The following is a 17862-nucleotide window of genomic DNA, read 5'->3' as shown; positions in this document are numbered from 1 at the left end:
TCTCCCTTGTGTCTACGCGGGGCGTTCTGAAAACTCGTACTGGAAGTCGTCGCCCGCTGCGCCCAGCTGCACGCCGGCGAGCTTGCGCGCACTGACGGTGGCGCCGATGACTTCCTCGCTCAGCCGGGGCAGGATGGTGTGCGTGAGGATCGCGTCGATCATCCGGCCACCCGACTCTATGGCCGTGCAGCGGCGTGCGACAAGCGCGACGGCGCTGTCGTTGTAAGCCAATGCAATGCCGTGGTTGGCCTGCAGCCGCGCCGCGATGCGGTCCAGCTGAAGGCGAATGATCCGGTGCAGCGCATCGGCCTGCAGCGGGTAGTAAGGCACGACGACCAGGCGCCCGAGCAGCGCGGGCGCGAACACTTTCAGCAGCGGCTCGCGCAGCGCGGCGGCCAGCGGCTCGGGGTCGGGGCGCAACGTCGGGTCTTCGCACAACTGCATGACGAGGTCGGTGCCGACGTTCGACGTCATGATGATCACGGTGTTGCGGAAGTCGATGTGGCGGCCTTCGCCGTCTTCCATCCAGCCCTTGTCGAAGACCTGGAAGAAGATCTCGTGCACGTCGGGGTGGGCCTTCTCGATCTCGTCGAGCAGCACCACGCTGTAGGGCCGCCGGCGCACGGCCTCGGTGAGCACGCCGCCTTCGCCATAACCCACGTAGCCGGGCGGTGCGCCCTTGAGCGTGGAGACGGTGTGCGACTCCTGGAACTCGCTCATGTTGATGGTGACGAGGTTCTGCTCGCCGCCGTACAGCGCCTCCGAGAGCGCGAGCGCGGTCTCGGTCTTGCCCACGCCCGAAGGGCCGCACAGCAGGAACACGCCGACGGGCTTGTTGGGGTTGTCCAGCCGCGCACGCGCGGTGCGGATGCGCCGCGAGATGGTCTCCAGCGCATCGGGCTGCGCGACCACGCGGGCCGACAAAATCTCGCCCAGGCGCAGCACCGACTGCGCGTCGTCGCGCACCATGCGGCCGATGGGAATGCCGGTCCAGTCGGCGACCACGGTGGCGACGGCTTGCGCATCGACGGCCGCGAGGATGAGTGGTGTCTCGCCTTGCAATTGCACGAGCTGGTCTTGCGCTTCATTGAGTTCAGCGCGGATGGCTTCGGGTGTTCGTTCGGGCTCGGCGGGCGGTTCCTCTTCGCGGTCATCTTCCGCTTCAGATTGCACCGGCACCGCCGCAGGCGACAGCAGCTTGCGCAGCGCGACGATGCGCTCGACCAGCGCCGCCTCTTCCACGCGCCGCTGTTCCAACAGTTCGAGTTCGGCCTGCGCGGCAGCCACCTGCGCCGCGATGTCTTCCACGCGCTGGTGCTCGCCGACCCCGATCGCCGCCTCGCGCCCCGCAATGCCCGACTCGATGCCCAGCACCTCGATGCGCCGCTTCAGATCTTCGAGCGCCGCAGGCAGCGCATGCTGGCTCAGCGCCACGCGCGCGCACGCGGTGTCGAGCAGGCTCACGGCCTTGTCGGGCAGCTGGCGCGCGGGAATGTAGCGGTGCGACAGGCTCACGGCCGCTTCGAGCGCGGCGTCGAGGATGAGCACGCCGTGGTGTTTCTCCAGCTCGGCCGAGATGCCGCGCAGCATGACCACGGCCTTGGGCTCGGTCGGCTCGTGCACCTGGATGGTCTGGAAGCGCCGCGTGAGCGCCGGGTCTTTCTCGATGTACTTCTTGTACTCCGACCACGTCGTGGCACCGATGGTGCGCAGCCGGCCGCGCGCGAGCGCGGGCTTGAGCAGGTTGGCCGCGTCGCCGGTGCCGGCGGTGCCGCCCGCGCCGACCAACGTGTGCACTTCGTCGACGAACAGCACGATGGGCTTGGGGCTTTTCTCGACCTCGTCGATCACCTGGCGCAGCCGCTGTTCGAACTCGCCCTTCACGCCCGCGCCGGCCTGCAGCAGCGTGGGGTCGAGCACCCACAGCGACACGTCCTTCAGCGAAGGCGGCACGTCGCCCGCGGCCAGGCGCGAGGCCAGGCCTTCGACCACGGCCGTCTTGCCGACGCCGGCCTCGCCGGTGAGCAGCGGGTTGTTCTGGCGGCGGCGCATGAGGATGTCGACGATCTGGCGGATCTCGTCGTCGCGGCCGTACACGGGGTCGAGCTCGCCCGCGCGCGCCTTGGCCGTGAGGTCGCTCGCGTACTTGGCCAGGGCCGAACCGCCGGCCGCAGGGGCATCGCCTTGATGCTGCGCCACAGGTGCGCCACCGCCCGCATCCGACGCGGCGTCGTAGTCGTCTTCCGGCGAGCCTTCGGTCCACGCCGCAAGCTGCGCGACCAGCACGTCGGGCACGAGCTTGTCGAACTCGCGCGAGATGCCCGAGAGCACCTGGCGCAGGCCCGGTGTCTTCACGATGCCGGCGAGCAGGTAGGCGCCGCGGATCGACGTGGCCTCGAAGCGCAGGCTCGCGTACACCCAAGCGCGCTCCACCGCATGGTCGACGTGCTCGGAGATGTCGCTGATCGACGTGGCGCCGTGCGGCAGGCGGTCGAGCGCGCGCACGAGGTCCTGCTCGACCGCGTCGAGGTTGAGCCCGGCGCGCTTGATGATGCGCAGCAGGTCGCTGTCCTGCAGCTGCAGGATCTGGTGCAGCCAGTGCACGAGCTCCACGTAGGCATTGCCGCGCAGCTTGGCGAAGGCGGTGGCGGTCTCCAATGCCTTGTAGAGCATCGGATTCAACTTGGAAAACAGAGAGACGCGGCGGATGTCGGTCATGAGGAAGCCGGTGCGTTGCGGGAAAAGAGCGCCTCGGGCTGGAACACCATGTCGCCGGCGTCGGTGTCGGACAGGCGGGTGCCGAGCCAGCTGCCCCAGCCCAGGCGCTGGTCACTGCTCAGCCGCATGCCGCGCGCCTCGGGCTTGCTGAGCACCAGCCGCAGCTCCCAGGCGAATTCGATGCCGACGTACTGGCGCACCCAGTCGACCACCTGCTGCAGGCGCGGGCTACCGGGCAGGAACTCGCGGAACTGCTGCTGCGACAGCGGGCCGAGTTCGAGCCTGAACTTGCCCTGCGCATCGCGCACCGCCAGGCCGATGGTCGCGCCGCTGCCGAGCCGGTGGTTGCGCCCGAGCAGGCCGATGCGGCTGACCTGGCGCTCGTCGATGTGCACCCAGTCGCTCACGAACTCGACCACGCGCACGGGCACGTCGAAGTACAGGCGAAGAATCTGAATCAGCCCTTCAGGGTTGCGCGTCTGGCGCACCAGGTGCCCCGCCATGTGGGTGCGCGCGTGGTCGGCGATGCGGTCGCGCGCCTTCAGGCCGGGCTGCCCCATGTTCATGAGGCTGGCCACGTAGTCGACAAAGCGGTGGCCGTCGGGGCGGTCCAGGCTGTTGACCGACTGCGCGTCGGCCCAGGCGCGGTAGAACAGCAGGATCAGCCGGTGATGGAACAGGTCGGCGAACGCGCTCAGCGTGTTGTCGGCGTGGTGACGCTTGCGCTCGCGCGCGTACTCGGTCAGGTGCAGCGGCAGTGGGCCGTTGGGACCGAACAGGCCGAAGCCGTAGATCGAGATGCGCGGCGCGCCGTCTTGGTCCACCTCGACGCCCGACACGTTCGACGGCGCGAAGGCCATCGAGGGCTCCTGGCCCAGCCGCAGCGGCTCGTCGCGCGGGCGCGGCGCGCGGCCCAGCAGCGGATGGTCGCCCTGCGCATCGAGCCGGCGCAGCAGCATGAACAGGTCGTGCTCGAAGGGCTGCTCGACGAGCCGGGCCCACAGCGCGGGGTCGGCCTCGGGCACGCCGCGGCGCGGCGGGGCCTTCGCCTTCGCGTGCGCCGGGCTGCGCGCATCGACGGCCGCCTCGTCGCGCGCCTCGGCCTCTACCGGCAGCACCTGCAGCATGGCGTCGTCGGTGAGGCCGGTCGTGCTCATACGGTGGGGCGGCGTCCCACGCGCGGGGTCCAGCGCGCAATTTCGCCGCGCTGCAGGCTGGACAGCGCGAACTCGGTGAAGGCGTTGAGCGACACGTGCCGGCTGAAGAACTGCTCCAGCACGGCACCGAACAGGTACGGGCTCGCGCCAGAGAAGGCGACCTCGTCGATCTGCAGCGCGATCTCCACGCCGCGCCCAAACACGATCGGGCCCGGCTCGGGCAGGCGGCGGAACACGGGCGCCAGCGCCATCGAACGCACGCCCTGGATCTGCCGGCGCACGGCCGGGTCGGCGAGGTTGCCGTACAGGTCGAGCATCTCGCGCAGCGCGGCGGCGCCCTGCGTGGCATCGACGTCGGTCAGGCTCAGGTAGTTCAGGCCCAGGTGGCTGATGAGGCGCCAGGTGAGCGCGCCTTCAGCCAGCGCCGGGTACGGCCGTGACGGCCCGCGCAGGATGCGCACGCCGCGCACCGGCGCCGACACGCGCAGCGTGAAGTCCGATTCGAGCCCGGTGGGCAGCAGCAGCGGCAGGTCGCGGTTGGTGCACAGCGCGTCGATGGTGATGTGGCGCAGGCTGTGCGGAAACGGCGCGTCGTGCTGGTCGACCAGCGACACGTACACCTCGCTGCCGGTGTAGCTGGTGCGCGTGCCCTGTGCGCGTGCGCGGTCGGACACCAGGCGCGGTTCGCGGCGCAGCGAGAAGTAGGCGCCGAAGTCGCCGTCGTCGGACGCGAACGAACCGAGGAAGGGCCGGAACTCGCGCTCTTCGGAGCCGTTGGCCATGTGGCCCGTGACGCGCTCGACGGTGAAGATCTCGAAGTCGCGCGGGCGCGTGCGGTCGATCACCGCATGGTGCTCGTGCTGGCCCGGCCCGACCGGGATGCGGTCACTGCGGCGCGGCACGAGGTTGATGATGGGCGTGCAGAACAACGAGAAGTGCCTGGCATCGACCAGCCGCTCCAGGTCGGCGTCGGCGCGGTCGAGCAGGATCACGATCTCCATCGTGGTGCCGCCGATGGCCGAGGCCGCCGCGCGCAGGTGCTTCACGCTGAAGAACAGGTAGCGCTCCGGAAAGGCGAAGTACTCGTGCAGCAGGCGGTAGCCCTGGAACGAGCGCGCGTCGTAGGGCAGCAGCGACTGCTCGGGGTCGAAGCCCTCGTGACGGATCGCCTCGTCGCCCAGCGGCACGATGCGCGCCGTGCTGCCGGGGCCGGCGCGGCACACGGTGGCCACGCTGTGGTGAGCCACCAGTTCGAGCACGCGCAGCGCATGCAGCTCCGCGCCCGAGAGAAAGAACTCGAGCCGATCGAGCGGCATCTCCGAGAAGCGCGCGCCGCCCACCGCCTCGAGCTTGATGGTGATCGCACTCTTCGCCTGGCGCGCCGCCATCGGCAGCGCATGCGCGATCTCGGCCGGCACCGGGCCCAGGCTCGCCTCGGCAATCTTGATGGGCCACAGCGTGACGGCATGGCCCGTGCGGAACTCGCAGGCCGTCTGCTCGCCCTTGATCATGCGGCCGCGCAAGAGCGTGTGGCGCGGCAGCTCGTAGCCCGCCTTCAGAGAGCCTTCGTTGAGGTTGCCGTCGATCTGCACCACGGCCATCGCGGGCAGCGGCGCAAGGAAGTTGGGGTACACCACTTCCAAAAGGCGCTGCGAGAAGCGCGGAAACTCCGCGTCCATCTTGAGCTGGATGCGCGCCGTGAGAAAGCTGAAGCCTTCGAGCAGGCGCTCCACATACGGGTCGCTGACCTCGATGCCGCGCATGCCCAGGCGGCCCGCGATCTTGGGGTAGCGCTGCGCGAACTCGGCCCCGAGCTCGTGCATGTAGGTGAGTTCGCGGTTGTAGTAGTCGAGGAGCTTGGCGTCCATCACAGCCCTCCTGTCGGCCGCAGCACCATGTGCCCGCTCTCGAGGTCCAGCTCCGAACGCAGGATGAATTCGATCGGGTACGGCACCGACCACAGCGTGCCGCGGATCTCCAGCGCGAGCAGGTTGTGGTGCTCCAGGTCGGTCGCATCGGTCACGCAGCGCACGTCGATGCTGTCCTTCATGATGCGCGGCTCGAAGTCGATGATGGCCGCGCGGATGGTCGCCTCCACGTCGGCGAAGTCGACCTCCGACATGCGCCCGCCGGCCCAGCCGCGCACGCCGTAGTTCACCACCGAGCCGCGCGCGCGCGGCATGCCGTTGATGCGGTGGTCGGCACCGAAGTTGGTGGTGTTGAGCAGCCACTGCAGGTCGCGCAGCACCGAGTCGCGCAGCAGCTTGCCGCTCATGAGGAAGGCGCCCGCGCGCTCCTGGCCGTTCTGCGGCGCCTTGTCGGTGAGGCGGTCGAGCAGCACCGGTTGCAGGCGGTCGCGTGCGACGCTTTCCTGGGCGTCGCTGTCGATGTCGGTGGTGACGGCGGGGGTCATGCAGCCACGCCTTCCGTCGCTGCGGCGAACTCGATGCGCCGCAGGTCGAGCAGCGAGTGGTCGCCGGCCTCGCTGATCAGCGTGCGCTGGCCGACGCCCGCGAACTGGTCGTCGCCCGAGAGCGGTTGCCAGTCGGTGCGACGGCCCAGCGCGGTCTCGTCGTCCAGGCTGTCGAGCGCGCCCGGGTAGCGCACCGGCACGAGGCCGTTGAGGCCGCGCCCGTCGTGCAACTCGATCTCGGCCGGTGCCCACAGCAGGTCGACCAGGTGCTGCGGGCGCGAGAACTTGATGCGGCGCACCGCCGGCAGCGGCAGCCACGCATAGCCCGAGGGCGTGAACAGTTCGAGCACGGCGCCGATGCGCGCGTCGCCGTCGCACAGCCAGGCGAAGTCGCTGTGTGCGGCGGGCTCGCCGTCGAGCGCCTGCACGGCCCGCGCATCGGAGCGGTCGACGGTGGTCAGCGTGCCTTGCAGCGCCGGCGCCGCATCGCGTGCGGCCTCGCGCAGCGCGGCGGCCTCGTCGGCACGTTCGGCGGGCAAGACGGCAGCGCCGAGCAGTTGCTCGACCCAGTCGGCATTGCCCGAGACGATGGCCGGCGTGCGTCCGCCGCCGGCCCAGAAGTCGCTGCGCTCACGCTCGCCCCGCAATGCCATCGCGCAGGTGACGCTGGCCGGCGTGAACGTGGGGTCGAGCTTGGTGGCGAGCTTGAGCTGGTCTTCGGCCCGCTGCCATTCGCCGCGCAGCGCGAGGAAGTGGCACAGGGCAAGGCGCAGGCCGGCATTCTGGGGACTGGCGCGGATCTGCCGCTGTACCCATTCGGTGTGCTCGGCCACGGAGCGCTCGCCCAGCACTGCAAACCCATCGCCCATGAAACTTCCCCGTTGACTGGCTGAAAGGTGAAAGGCGGCGCGCCGCGAAGGGGCGCCGCAGGAGACAGACAAACGGCTGTGGACCGCCGGCGGGGGCTGCATGGCCCTGAAGGCCACGGCCCCGCCGCGCAACAAGGAAATCAGGCTTCCTTGTTTTCCTTGATGTTCCAGCCCAGCACCGTCTCGGCGCCCTTGCCGCCCTTGTCGGTCTGTTCCCAGTACTGCTGTTTCACCTTCGCGGCCTGGAAGGCGTACTGCACGAGCACCGCATCGCCGCCCTGCTCGGCCGTGTACTGCACCGAGGTGACGAGCACCTCTTCGAGCGTGACGCGCGTGTACTCGATCTGCGAGCCGCCGGCCTTGCACACGGCCACTTCGACCTTGCTCAGGTGCTTGCCGCTCGCGCAGTTCTTCAGCACGGAAGGCGCGGCCTTGTCGATGCGCGCGAGCACCTGCAGGTCGTTGAAGCTGGCCTTGCCCACGCCGCCGCCACCGCCGCTGACCATGTTGCCAGGCTGCGTCGCTCCCCATGCAAACGACTTGATGTCGGTCCAGTCCTTGTGGTTGGAGTCCTTGGACTCGCCGTTTGCACCCTCGACGCGCATGAACATGTCTACTGCCATGATTGACCCCCAAAAGTTATCGATGAATTGCCCGGTAGCGGGACAGTGGAATTAGCTGCTGTCCTTCTTGTTGGACGGCAGCTTCGAAACCAGCCGCAACGACACCGTCAGCCCCTCGAGCTGGTAGTGCGGCCGGAGAAAAAACTTGGCGGCGTAGTAGCCGGGGTTGTCCTCGATGGCTTCCACCTGGACCTCGGCCGCCGCCAGCGGCTTCATCGCCTTCGTGTCCTGCGACGAGGTGCCGGGGCTGCCGTCGACGTAGTTCATGATCCAGTCGTTGAGCCAGCGCTCCATGTCCTCGCGCTCGCGGAACGAGCCGATCTTGTCGCGCACGATGCACTTCAGGTAGTGCGCGAAGCGGCAGCATGCGAACAGGTACGGCAGGCGCGCCGCCAGGTTGGCGTTGGCCGTGGCGTCGGCGTCGTAGTACTCGGCCGGCTGCTGCAGCGACTGCGCGCCGATGAAGGCCGCGAAGTCGGAGTTCTTGCGGTGCACCAGCGGCATGAAGCCGTTCTTGGCCAGCTCCGCTTCGCGCCGGTCGCTGATGGCGATCTCGGTCGGGCACTTCATGTCCACGCCGCCGTCGTCGGTCGGGAAGGTGTGGGTGGGCAGGTTCTCGACCGCGCCGCCCGACTCCACACCGCGGATCGAGGTGCACCAGCCGAACTGCTTGAACGAGCGGTTGATGTTCACGCCCATCGCATAGGCCGAGTTGGCCCAGGTGTAGCGCGTGTGCAGCGCCGAATCGGTTTCTTCCTCGAACTCGAACTCGTCGACCGGGTTGGTGCGCGCACCGTAAGGCAGGCGCGCCAGGAAGCGCGGCATGGCCAGGCCGATGTAGCGCGCGTCTTCCGAATCGCGCAGCGAGCGCCACGCGGTGTGCTCGGTGTTCTGGAAGATCTTGGTGAGGTCGCGCGGGTTCGACAGCTCCTGCCACGAGTCCATCTGCATCACGGTGGGCGAGGCGCCGGCGATAAAGGGGCAGTGCGCGGCAGCGGCGATCTTGGCCATCTCGCCGAGCATCTCGACGTCGGGCGGGCTGTGGTCGAAGTGGAAGTCGCCGATCAGCGCGCCGAAGGGCTCGCCGCCGAACTGGCCGTACTCGGCCTCGTAGATCTTCTTGAACATCGGGCTCTGGTCCCAGCCGATGCCCTTGTGGCGCTTGAGCGAGCGCGCCACTTCGCGCTTGGAGGCGCACATGACGCGGATCTTCAGCTGCTCGTCGGTCTCGGTGTTGTTCACGAGGTAGTGCAGGCCGCGCCATGCACCTTCGAGCTGCTGGAAGTCTTCGTGGTGCAGGATCTGGTTGATCTGCTCCGACAGCTTGCGGTCGATCTCCGTGATGATGGCCTGCACGCTGCGGTAGGCATCGTTCGAGATGGTGACGGTGTTCTCGAGCGCCTGCACGGCCAGCGTCTTGACGGCGTTTTCCACCGCCTCGCGCGCCTGCTCGGTCTTGGGCTTGAACTCGCGCTGCAAGAGGTCGGAGAACTCGTTGGGCTCGAGCGCTTCGACGGTGGCGGTGCGGGCGCGTGCGCCTTGCTGGGATGCGGTGCTCATGGTGCGGTCCTGTCGTCGGCTTGCTTGGCTGCTGCATCGGCGGCCGCCTGCGCGACCGCGGGGTTGGGCGCGGACGCCAGCGACTTGAGCAGCGCCGGGTTCTGCAGCGCCTGCGCGATGAGTTGCTCGGCGCCGTTCTTGCCGTCCATGTACGAGAGCAGGTTCGACAGCTCGGTGCGCGCCTCGAGCAGCTGCTGCAGCGCATCGACCTGGCGCGCGATGCGCGCGGGCGAGAAGTCGTCCATGCTGTCGAAGGTGATGTCCACGTTCATCTGGCCTTCGCCGGTGAGCGTGTTGGGCACCTGGAACGCGACGCGCGGCTTGATGGACTTCATGCGCTCGTCGAAGTTGTCGATGTCCACCGCCATGAACTCGCGCTCCGCGAGGTCGGGCATGGGGTCGGTCTGCTTGCCCGCGAGGTCGGCGATGACGCCCATCACGAAAGGCAGCTGGATCTTGCGTTCGCTACCGTAGATCTCGACGTCGTACTCGATCTGCACGCGCGGCGCCCGGTTGCGCGCGATGAACTTCTGACCACTGTTCCTGACACGGTTGTCTGCCATAAGCGTCCTCTTGAAACTGAATGCATGGGTCGTACCGGTCGACCGGTGCCGGCGCGTTGTTCCTGCTCGCCGGCAGCAACGGCCGCTAGGGCAATGCGGCGTCGCCGTTCAACGGGCGGCCGGCAAGGCTTTCTATCTTTTGCAATCCCTCGGGCACGAGCTCTTCGATGATCTGGAAGAAGTTGAGGTCCATCAGCCGCTGGGCCCTGCGGATCAGCATGGGTGCCGGATGGCTCGGTTCCGTTCGTTCCAGGAACTCGCATGCTTTTTCCAACAACACTTGCACATCTTCACGAGCCGATATTTCAATCTCTTGAATACGCAGCGGACGCACTGCAGCCTGCGTGGCCGCTGCAACGTGCGCTGCGGTTGCGTGCACCTGTGCCGCACCGCTTGTGTCTTCTGCACGGCCCGTTGCCGACGCCTGCGGCACCTCGCTGTGCGGCTGCTCCGGCAGCAACTGGCCCACGGTGCGCAGCGACCGTTCGAGCCGTGAAAAATCGGGCGCCCAGCTCTGGCCCAGCGCGCGCTCGCAGGTCTCTCGGATGCGCTGCAGGAGTGCCAAAGCCTCACGCAGGGCCACGACCGGCGCCGCCGCCTTGTCGTGTGCGCGGCGTGCGGCCTCGCGCAGGCGGCCCACGCCGCCGGGGTAGTCCACCTGGTCGCTCTTGCTCGAATCGAGCAGCGCCTCGACCTGCCGCAGGCTCATCGCCGTGCCACCGTCTTCGAGCAGCCGCGCATCGCGCACGCTGCGTCCGAGCCCTTCGGCTTCGGCCAGTGCGGCCAGCGCATTCATGCGCGGCAGCGGGTCTTCGTTAGTGCCATCGACGACGCGCGGATGCACGTCGTTCCAGAAAGTCTGCAGCACCGCATCGACCTGGCGCAGCCCGTCGACATAGCCGGGCAGGCCGCGGCTTTCGGTCCATGCGAGCGTGAGCGGCACCAGCACGCGCAGGTCGCGCGTGCGCACGCACAGCTGTCGCGCGATGCGGTCTACGCGCGCCCAGTCGGGCGGCTCGGCGGGAATGATGGTGTCGCCGAACTGCTGCTCGCGCTTGCCCGTGGCCGCCTGTTGGAGCGCCATGAAATCGGCGTCGTATTCCAGATCTTCACCACAGGGAAGCGGGCCCTCGACGGGCGTCTGCAACAGATCGATCTCATTCGGCAGCAACCACGACTCCCTTGATTTATCCACTCGCGATGGTAGTCATCTTGAGGGTAAGAAGAGGCATGGTCAACCGCAACAGAATGCAAAGTGCAGCCTCTGAATTCCAAAGGAGTACATCTGCTTTTAAAGTGCAGAAGTACGGGCTACAGCAGCCGACGCGACGCGAGGTTGCGCATCAACGCACCGAGGCCGAAAGACCACCGCGGCGCCTGGTCTGCATGCACCACGCGGTTGTTCAACGCACCCAATTCAGGGGCCGCGATGCGCACATGGTCGCCCACGACATGCGTGAATCCTTGCCCCGGTCCGTGACGGTCTTGTGTCGGCGCGAACATCGTTCCCAGAAACAACATGAAACCGTCTGGGTAGGCGTGGTGGCGGTTGAGTGTCTGCGCCACGAGGTCGAGCGGATCGCGGCTGATCTTCGACAGCGAGCTCGAACCTTCGAGCGTGAAGCCCTCTGGGCCCGTCACGTTCAACGCGACCGTGATGCGACGCACGTCGGCGATGCCGAAGTGCGCATCGAACAGACGGATGAACGGCCCGATGGCGCACGAGGCGTTGTTGTCCTTGGCCTTGCCCAGCAGCAGCGCGCTGCGGCCTTCGAAGTCGCGCAGGTTGACGTCGTTGCCGAGCGCGGCGCCAAGCGTTTCGCCGCGGCTGTTCACCGCGAGCACGACCTCGGGCTCGGGGTTGTTCCAGGCCGAGTCCGCGTGGATGCCCACGTCGGCGCCGGTGCCCACGGCCGCGAGCACCGGCGCCTTGGTGAAGACCTCGGCGTCGGGGCCGATGCCGACCTCGAGGTACTGCGACCACATGCCTTGTGCGATGAGCACGTCCTTCACCTTCATGGCTTCGGGCGAGCCCGGCACGATGTCGGCGAGGTTGTCGCCCAGCACATCGCCGATGGCCGCGCGCGTGGCCTCGGCGCGCGAGGCATCGCCGCGTGCCTGCTCTTCGATCACGCGTTCGAGCAGGCTCGCGACGAAGGTCACGCCGCTGGCCTTCACGACCTGCAGGTCGCAGGGGGCGAGCAGCCAGGCCTGGTGGCTGTCGCGCGTGCTTTCGTCGCTGTTGGCGAGCACGGCATCGAGCGCGGCGATGCGCGGCGCGGTGCCCGCTTGCAATGCAGCGCGCACGGCTTCGGCCGGCGATCCATTGCCTTCGAGCAGGTCGCTCATGGTGGGCGCGAGCGTCGACAGGTCGTGCAGGCCATCGCCCTGCACGGCCACCAGCACCGGACCCACGCCGGGTTGCCAGAGACGGCCGACAAGGGTGGCGCGCTCGGCGTCGCGGGGCAGGCTGGAAGCGGTCGAAAGGTCCAAAGGCATGGCGGGGTGTCTCCGTGAATAAGGTCTGCGTGCCATCGTAGCCGCGGCCCGGGAGCCGCCGTGTGTCAGTGGCCCGGCGTGGCCCGCACGCGCGCCACGTCGGCGGGCAGGTTCGGCCACGGCGCTTCCTGCGGTGCGAAGCGTGCGCGCATGTAGCCGGCGAGGTCGGCGATCTGGCGGTCGTCGAGCGCCTCGCGGAACGCGGGCATGAAGCCGATGTCGCGGTGCGCGGGCGCGCGCACGCCGTCGAGGATGGTGCGCAGCAGGTTGTCGGGCCGTGTGCTCGTGAGGCTGCTGTTGAGTGCGAGCGGCGTGTTCACGCCCAGCAGCGTGGGGCCGTCGCCGTCGTGGTGGCACGAGGAGCAGGCGCTGTCGAACATGCGCTGCGCGGGGCCGAGCAGCTGGCCCTGCGTGCGCGCGGCGTTCTCGATCGCCTGCTGCGCAAGCGCCTGCGGTTGCGCGACCGGCGCGGGGTTGAACGACCCCAGGTAGACGGCCATCGCGCGCACGTCGGCATCGGGCACCTGCGCGAGTTCGCGCACCACCTCGGCCATCGGGCCGCCCGCGATGCCGTGGCGCGGCGAGTGGCCGTTGCGCAGGTAGCGGTACAGCGCGTCGGTGTCCCACGGCACGGCGGCCTTCGACAGCTGCGTGAGCGCGGGCGCTTCCCAGCCATCGACCATCGCGCCCGAGAGGAACGCGCTGCCGCCCTGCTCCGCGCCGAGCGCGTTGCGCGGCGTGTGGCAGGCGCCGCAATGGCCCAGGCCGTTGACGAGGTAGGCGCCGCGGTTCCATTCGGCGCTCTGCGTGGGCACGGGCTGTAGTGGCGCGGGGTCGTGGAACAGCGCGTTCCAGCCGGCCATCAGCGGGCGCAGGTTGAACGGGAACTTGAGTTCGGACTTGGGCGTTTCCGCACGCACCGCCGGCATCGCCATGAAGTAGGCATAGAGCGCCTGCAGGTCGTCGTCGCTGGTCTTCGCGAAGGCGGTGTAGGGGAACGCGGGGTACAGGTGGTGGCCGTCGCGCGAGACACCTTCGCGCATCGCGCGCTGGAAGGCGCTGAACGACCAGCGGCCCAGGCCCGTCTCGGCATCGGGCGTGAGGTTGGTGGTGTAGAGCGTGCCGAAGGGCGTGTCCATCGCGCGGCCACCGGCATTGGGCGCGCCGCCCGGTGCGGTGTGGCACACGGCGCAGTCGCCGAGCGCGGCGAGCACGCGGCCGCGCTCGATGGTGGACTCGCTGTAGACCGGCGCGCTGAGCGACACCGGCGCGATGGCCGCGCGCCAGCCGAGCAGGCCGGCGATGACGCCGAGGCCGCCGATGAAGAGCGCGGCGCCGGTGGCCCACAGGCCCTTGCGCCGGGGCCAAAGAGCATTGCTCCTTCCCCCTCTGGGGGAAGGTTGGGATGGGGGCACGGCAGCGTCACCACTCCAGCGCCGCTCGCCCCCACCCCCGCCCTCCCCCGGAAGGGGAGGGAGCAAAACCTTATTCAACTCGGCCAGCACTGTCTCGGGTGTGAACGGCGGCGAGCGGAAGCGCACGCCGGTCGCATCGAAGATCGCATTCGCGATCGCCGCCGTCCCCGGCACCGACGACGACTCGCCCGCGCCCAGCGACGGCTCGCCGGGACGCGGCATGTGCATGACCTCGATCACCGGCACGTCGCGGAAATTGAGGATCGGGTAGCTGCCCCACTCACGGCTCGCGACCACGCCCGAAGGCAGCACGCCCGGCAACTGCGCGCCGCCCGTTGCGGCGCCCTGCTGCGGCGCGAACTGCACCTGCTCCTTGAGCGCGCGGCTCGTGGTCTGGATCACGTTGCCGTGCACCTGGTGCTCGACCCCCGCCGGGTTGACCAGCAGCCCCGCGTCGTGCCCCACCACCACGCGGCGCACATGCACCTCGCCGGTCTTCTGGTTGACCTCGACATCGGCCACCCACGCAGCCCACGCCGCGCCGAAGCCCGGCCACTTGCTGTGGATGTAGCGCGCGTACGCAAAGCCCTGGCCGAAGAGGATGTCGCCGCCTTCGCCGAGCCCGCCGTCGGCGTTCTCCTGCGGCCCGGTGCGCATGCGCCAGCCGGCCTTCTGCGCGGTGGCCTGCACGAGTTCGACCGCGCGCGGGTCGTCCAGGTGCCGCAGGCGGAACTGCACGGGGTCGACGCCGGCGGCGGTCGCCAGCTCGTCGATGTACGACTCGTGCGCGAACGAACTCGGCAGCGCCGACACGCCGCGCAGCCACGAGGCGCGCACGATCGGCGCCATGTCGTTGACCTTCACGCGCAGGTTGTCGTAGGTGTAGGGCGGGCGCGCGGTGCGGTCGCCCATCTCGTAGGCCTGCGCCACGGGCTCGACCGTGCGCGTGAGCAGCAGCGCCAGCGTGGGCGCGCCGTTCGAGGGGTACGAGGTTTCGAAGTCGTAGGCGGCGACGCGGCCGTCGGCCATGAGCCCGCCGTCGATCTCCATGAGCTGCGCGGCGCCCTTGGGCTCCCACGCATGCTCCTGCTCGCGCGAGAGCTGCACGCGCACCGGCGCGCCCACGGCACGCGCGAGCAGCGCGGCATCGGCCGCCACGTCGTCGGCGCCGTTGCGGCCGTAGCAGCCCGCGGCCTCCATGCGCACCACGTCGACCTGCACGTCGTCCACGCCCATGAGCTTGGCAAGATCGGCGCGCAGCACGTGCGGGTTCTGCGACCCGGCCCAGCAGCGCAGCTGCATGCCGCTGCCGTCGGCGGGCTGCCACTCGGCCAGCGCGCACGACGGGCCGATGGACGCATGCATCTGGTAGGGCCACACGTAGGTGCGCTGCATCGGCTGCGCAGCGGCGGCCATGGCACCGTCGACGTCGCCTTCGTCGACCAGCAGGCGCTGCGTCGAGGGGTTGTCGCGCAGGGCCTGCGCCACGTCGCGCAGGTCGGGCATGCCGGGCCAGGGCTTCCAGGTCACGCGCAGCTCGCGCATCGCCTGCTCGGCGTGTTCCTCGCGCTCGGCGACGATGCCGACGAAGTCGCGCACCACGACCACGGCGCGGATGCCGGGGATGTGCGCGATCGACGCTTCGTCGACCGCTTCGAGCGTGTTGCCGATGAACTCGCCGTGGTCCGCGCCCGCATACGGCGGGCGCACCACGCGGCCGTGCAGCATGTCGGGCACGCGCATGTCGTGCACGAACACGAGGTCGCCGGCGAGCTTGGCCGGGATGTCGACGCGCGCCTGGCGCGTGCCGACGAGGCGGTAGTCGGCCGGGTTCTTGGGCGTGGCGTCGAGGTCCAGCCGCAGCACCGTGCGCTGGTGCGCCACGAGGTCCGCGTAGTTGACGTGCCGGTCCGGCGTCTCGGCGACGCGCACCACGCCGTTGCACACCTGCAGCGCATCGACGGCCACGCCCAGCCGCTCGGCCGCGCGCGCCAGCAGCCAGGCGCGCGCCTGCGCGGCGGCCAGCCGCAGCGGCTGCGCGTGGATCTGGATCGACGCGCTCGCGATGGTCGCGCCCTGGTTGGGCGCGCGCGCGGTGTCGCCGAGCATCATGCGCACGCAGGGCATGCCGAGGTCGAGCTCCTCGGCCACGATCTGCGCCAGCGCGGTCTGGATGCCGGTACCCAGGTCGACGTGGCCGTTGAGCGCGGAGACGCTGCCGTCGTCCCACAGCGCGATCAGCACCTCGTCGCCTTCGACGGGGTTGCTCGCAATGAAGGCAGGCTGGCCCTTGGCCGGCGGCGGTGGGGGCGGTGCCTCGCGCACCACCAGCAGCACGCCATCGGAAGCGAGGAATTCCGCGCGCGTCTGCGGCAGGTCGGCGCGGCGCGTCATGCGGCGGCGTCGCCCGGCGAGGCCGCACGCAGGCGCACGGCGGCGCGCTGCACGGCGTCGAGGATCTCGATGTGCGTGCCGCAGCGGCACAGGTTGCCCGAGAGCTCGCTGCGGATACGCGCCTCGCTGGCATCGGGGTCGCGCGCCAGCAGCGCGGCGGCCTGCATCACCATGCCGTTGAGGCAGTAGCCGCACTGCGCGGCCTGCGCGTCTTCGAAGGCGGCCTGCACCGGGTGCCAGCGCCCGCGCATGCCCAGGCCTTCGAGCGTGGTGATGCTGCGCCCTGCCACGCCATGCGCCGGAATCACGCAGGACCGCGCGGCCACGCCGTCGACGTGCACCGTGCAGGCGCCGCACTGCCCGAGCCCGCAGCCGTACTTCGGCCCGTTGAGCCCCAGGTCGTTGCGCAGCAGGTGCAGCAGCGAGGCTTCGCGCGGCACGCCGGCGAGCGTGTGGGCCCGGCCGTTGACCTGCAGGTGCAGCGGCTCAGCGCCGCAACTGGCCGTCACGGGTGTACATCTCCAGGTCCACGAAGGTCGAGCCGTTGTGGTTCTTCGCGCTGTAGTCGACGGGGAAGTCGCCGAAGCGCGTGCTGCCGATGCTCTCGAGCCCGGTGATGAAGCTGTCGCGCGTGAGCGCCTTGCCCGCGCGGCGCAGGCCCTCGGCCATCACGCGCGCGACGATGTAGCCCTCGAGCGCGGTGTAGCTGTCGATCTTCTGGCCGAACTCGGCGCGGTCGCGCTGGTAGTCGGCCACGATGGGCACGCGCTGCGCACCGGGCGGCGGCACGATGCTGGCCGTGACCAGCCCGGCAAGCTTGCCGTCCAGCCGCTTGGCCGAACCCGCCGCGTCGGTGATGCCGACCGAGAGCGTGTACAGCGGCGCGGCCGCACCGCTCGCGCGGTAGTCGCGGATGAAGACCTCGGTCATGCGCCCGGCCATGATCATCACGACGGCGCCGGGGCGGCCCTCGGCGAGCCCGCCGATCACCTGCTTGGCGTCTTCGGCCGCGATGGCCATGGGCAGCGTCTGCACCACCTTCACCTTGTACTCGGCGGCCAGCTGCTCGCAGGTGGCGAGGTTCGACTTGCCGAAGGCGCTGTCCTGGTAGACCACGGCGATCGACTGGATGCCCAGGGTCGAGAGGTGGCTGATGATCTTGCGCAGCTCCAGGTCGTAGCCCGCGCGCACGTGGAACAGGTAGCGGTTGGTTTTTGTGCGGAACGACGTGGTGCCCACCAGCGGCGCGAACATCGGCACGCCGGCCTTCTCGGCCAGCGGCATGGCGGCCGCGAGGTTGCCCGTGGCGACGTAGCCGGTGAGCGCGAAGACCTTGTCCTCGTCGATCAGCTTGGCCGTGTTGACGGCCGTCTTCGCGGGCTCGTAGGCGTCGTCGTAGGTGACGAGTTCGATCTTGCGGCCGTGGATGCCGCCCGACTTGTTGACGCGGTCGAAGTACAGCTGGATGCCCGCGCGGTAGTCGACGCCGAAGTCTTTCGCCGGGCCGCTGAACACGGCCGATTGGCCGATGCGGATGGTCGTGTCGGTCACGCCGTTGTCCGCGCGCGCCGGCCGCAGCAGGCCGGGGCCGAGGGCCAGGGCCGCGCCGCCCGCCACCAGGGTGCGCCTTGAAATCGAAAGCTTCATGCGT

Annotated in this window: 13 protein-coding genes; all 13 read right to left on the bottom strand. The window is 69.4% G+C overall.

The features are described 5' to 3' along the window. Positions 1-12: 12 nt before the first annotated feature. The gene (tssH, locus tag AC07OX_RS23185; RefSeq protein ID WP_495262040.1) at positions 13-2718 is read right to left on the bottom strand and encodes a type VI secretion system ATPase TssH; all 2706 of its coding nucleotides are present in this window, start codon (positions 2716-2718) and stop codon (positions 13-15) included. Beyond that, positions 2715-3875, bottom strand: a complete 1161-nt coding sequence (tssG, locus tag AC07OX_RS23180; RefSeq protein ID WP_495262039.1) for a type VI secretion system baseplate subunit TssG — start codon at positions 3873-3875, stop codon at positions 2715-2717. The genes tssH and tssG overlap by 4 nt, the downstream gene beginning before the upstream one ends. Next, on the bottom strand, positions 3872-5743 hold the full coding sequence (tssF, locus tag AC07OX_RS23175; protein WP_495262038.1) for a type VI secretion system baseplate subunit TssF: 1872 nt from the start codon (positions 5741-5743) through the stop codon (positions 3872-3874). Before tssF ends, tssG begins: the two co-directional genes overlap by 4 nt. Continuing rightward, positions 5743-6288, bottom strand: a complete 546-nt coding sequence (tssE, locus tag AC07OX_RS23170) for a type VI secretion system baseplate subunit TssE (RefSeq protein ID WP_495262037.1) — start codon at positions 6286-6288, stop codon at positions 5743-5745. Before tssE ends, tssF begins: the two co-directional genes overlap by 1 nt. Beyond that, positions 6285-7157 carry a type VI secretion system accessory protein TagJ gene (locus AC07OX_RS23165; protein WP_495262036.1) on the bottom strand — a complete coding sequence of 291 codons (873 nt, stop codon included), beginning with the start codon at positions 7155-7157 and terminating at the stop codon, positions 6285-6287. Before AC07OX_RS23165 ends, tssE begins: the two co-directional genes overlap by 4 nt. A 140-nt stretch (positions 7158-7297) precedes the next feature. Further along, entirely contained in the window at positions 7298-7780 is a 483-nt protein-coding gene (locus AC07OX_RS23160) for an Hcp family type VI secretion system effector (RefSeq protein ID WP_062473964.1), read from the bottom strand. Between the two features lie 51 nt (positions 7781-7831). Beyond that, positions 7832-9340 carry a type VI secretion system contractile sheath large subunit gene (gene tssC, locus AC07OX_RS23155; RefSeq protein WP_056583649.1) on the bottom strand — a complete coding sequence of 503 codons (1509 nt, stop codon included), beginning with the start codon at positions 9338-9340 and terminating at the stop codon, positions 7832-7834. After that, positions 9337-9903, bottom strand: coding sequence for a type VI secretion system contractile sheath small subunit (gene tssB, locus AC07OX_RS23150; protein WP_447740098.1), 567 nt, complete (start codon positions 9901-9903; stop codon positions 9337-9339). The genes tssC and tssB overlap by 4 nt, the downstream gene beginning before the upstream one ends. Positions 9904-9988: 85 nt before the next feature. Further along, positions 9989-11074, bottom strand: coding sequence for a type VI secretion system protein TssA (gene tssA / locus AC07OX_RS23145; RefSeq protein ID WP_495262035.1), 1086 nt, complete (start codon positions 11072-11074; stop codon positions 9989-9991). Between the two features lie 140 nt (positions 11075-11214). Then, a complete protein-coding gene (locus tag AC07OX_RS23140; RefSeq protein WP_495262034.1) occupies positions 11215-12402 on the bottom strand; it encodes a fumarylacetoacetate hydrolase family protein in 1188 nt (395 codons plus the stop codon). Between the two features lie 65 nt (positions 12403-12467). Further along, positions 12468-16211: a molybdopterin cofactor-binding domain-containing protein gene (locus tag AC07OX_RS23135; protein ID WP_495262033.1), complete on the bottom strand. Its 3744-nt coding sequence runs from the start codon at positions 16209-16211 to the stop codon at positions 12468-12470. After that, positions 16208-16720 carry a (2Fe-2S)-binding protein gene (locus tag AC07OX_RS23130; protein WP_495262032.1) on the bottom strand — a complete coding sequence of 171 codons (513 nt, stop codon included), beginning with the start codon at positions 16718-16720 and terminating at the stop codon, positions 16208-16210. Before AC07OX_RS23130 ends, AC07OX_RS23135 begins: the two co-directional genes overlap by 4 nt. Next, positions 16698-17858 carry an ABC transporter substrate-binding protein gene (locus tag AC07OX_RS23125; protein ID WP_495262031.1) on the bottom strand — a complete coding sequence of 387 codons (1161 nt, stop codon included), beginning with the start codon at positions 17856-17858 and terminating at the stop codon, positions 16698-16700. The genes AC07OX_RS23130 and AC07OX_RS23125 overlap by 23 nt, the downstream gene beginning before the upstream one ends. Positions 17859-17862: the final 4 nt, after the last annotated feature.

Source organism: Variovorax sp. GW821-FHT09D07, assembly GCF_059416345.1.
This window is presented reverse-complemented; position numbering and strand designations above follow the sequence as displayed.

Bases quoted from the DNA above. Each gene is read 5' to 3' on its own strand.
- tssH (WP_495262040.1), bottom strand. From the start codon at position 2,718: ATGACCGACATCCGCCGCGTCTCTCTGTTTTCCAAGTTGAATCCGATG.
- tssG (WP_495262039.1), bottom strand. From the start codon at position 3,875: ATGAGCACGACCGGCCTCACCGACGACGCCATGCTGCAGGTGCTGCCG.
- tssF (WP_495262038.1), bottom strand. From the start codon at position 5,743: ATGGACGCCAAGCTCCTCGACTACTACAACCGCGAACTCACCTACATG.
- tssE (WP_495262037.1), bottom strand. From the start codon at position 6,288: ATGACCCCCGCCGTCACCACCGACATCGACAGCGACGCCCAGGAAAGC.
- AC07OX_RS23165 (WP_495262036.1), bottom strand. From the start codon at position 7,157: ATGGGCGATGGGTTTGCAGTGCTGGGCGAGCGCTCCGTGGCCGAGCAC.
- AC07OX_RS23160 (WP_062473964.1), bottom strand. From the start codon at position 7,780: ATGGCAGTAGACATGTTCATGCGCGTCGAGGGTGCAAACGGCGAGTCC.
- tssC (WP_056583649.1), bottom strand. From the start codon at position 9,340: ATGAGCACCGCATCCCAGCAAGGCGCACGCGCCCGCACCGCCACCGTC.
- tssB (WP_447740098.1), bottom strand. From the start codon at position 9,903: ATGGCAGACAACCGTGTCAGGAACAGTGGTCAGAAGTTCATCGCGCGC.
- AC07OX_RS23140 (WP_495262034.1), bottom strand. From the start codon at position 12,402: ATGCCTTTGGACCTTTCGACCGCTTCCAGCCTGCCCCGCGACGCCGAG.
- AC07OX_RS23135 (WP_495262033.1), bottom strand. From the start codon at position 16,211: ATGACGCGCCGCGCCGACCTGCCGCAGACGCGCGCGGAATTCCTCGCT.
- AC07OX_RS23125 (WP_495262031.1), bottom strand. From the start codon at position 17,858: ATGAAGCTTTCGATTTCAAGGCGCACCCTGGTGGCGGGCGGCGCGGCC.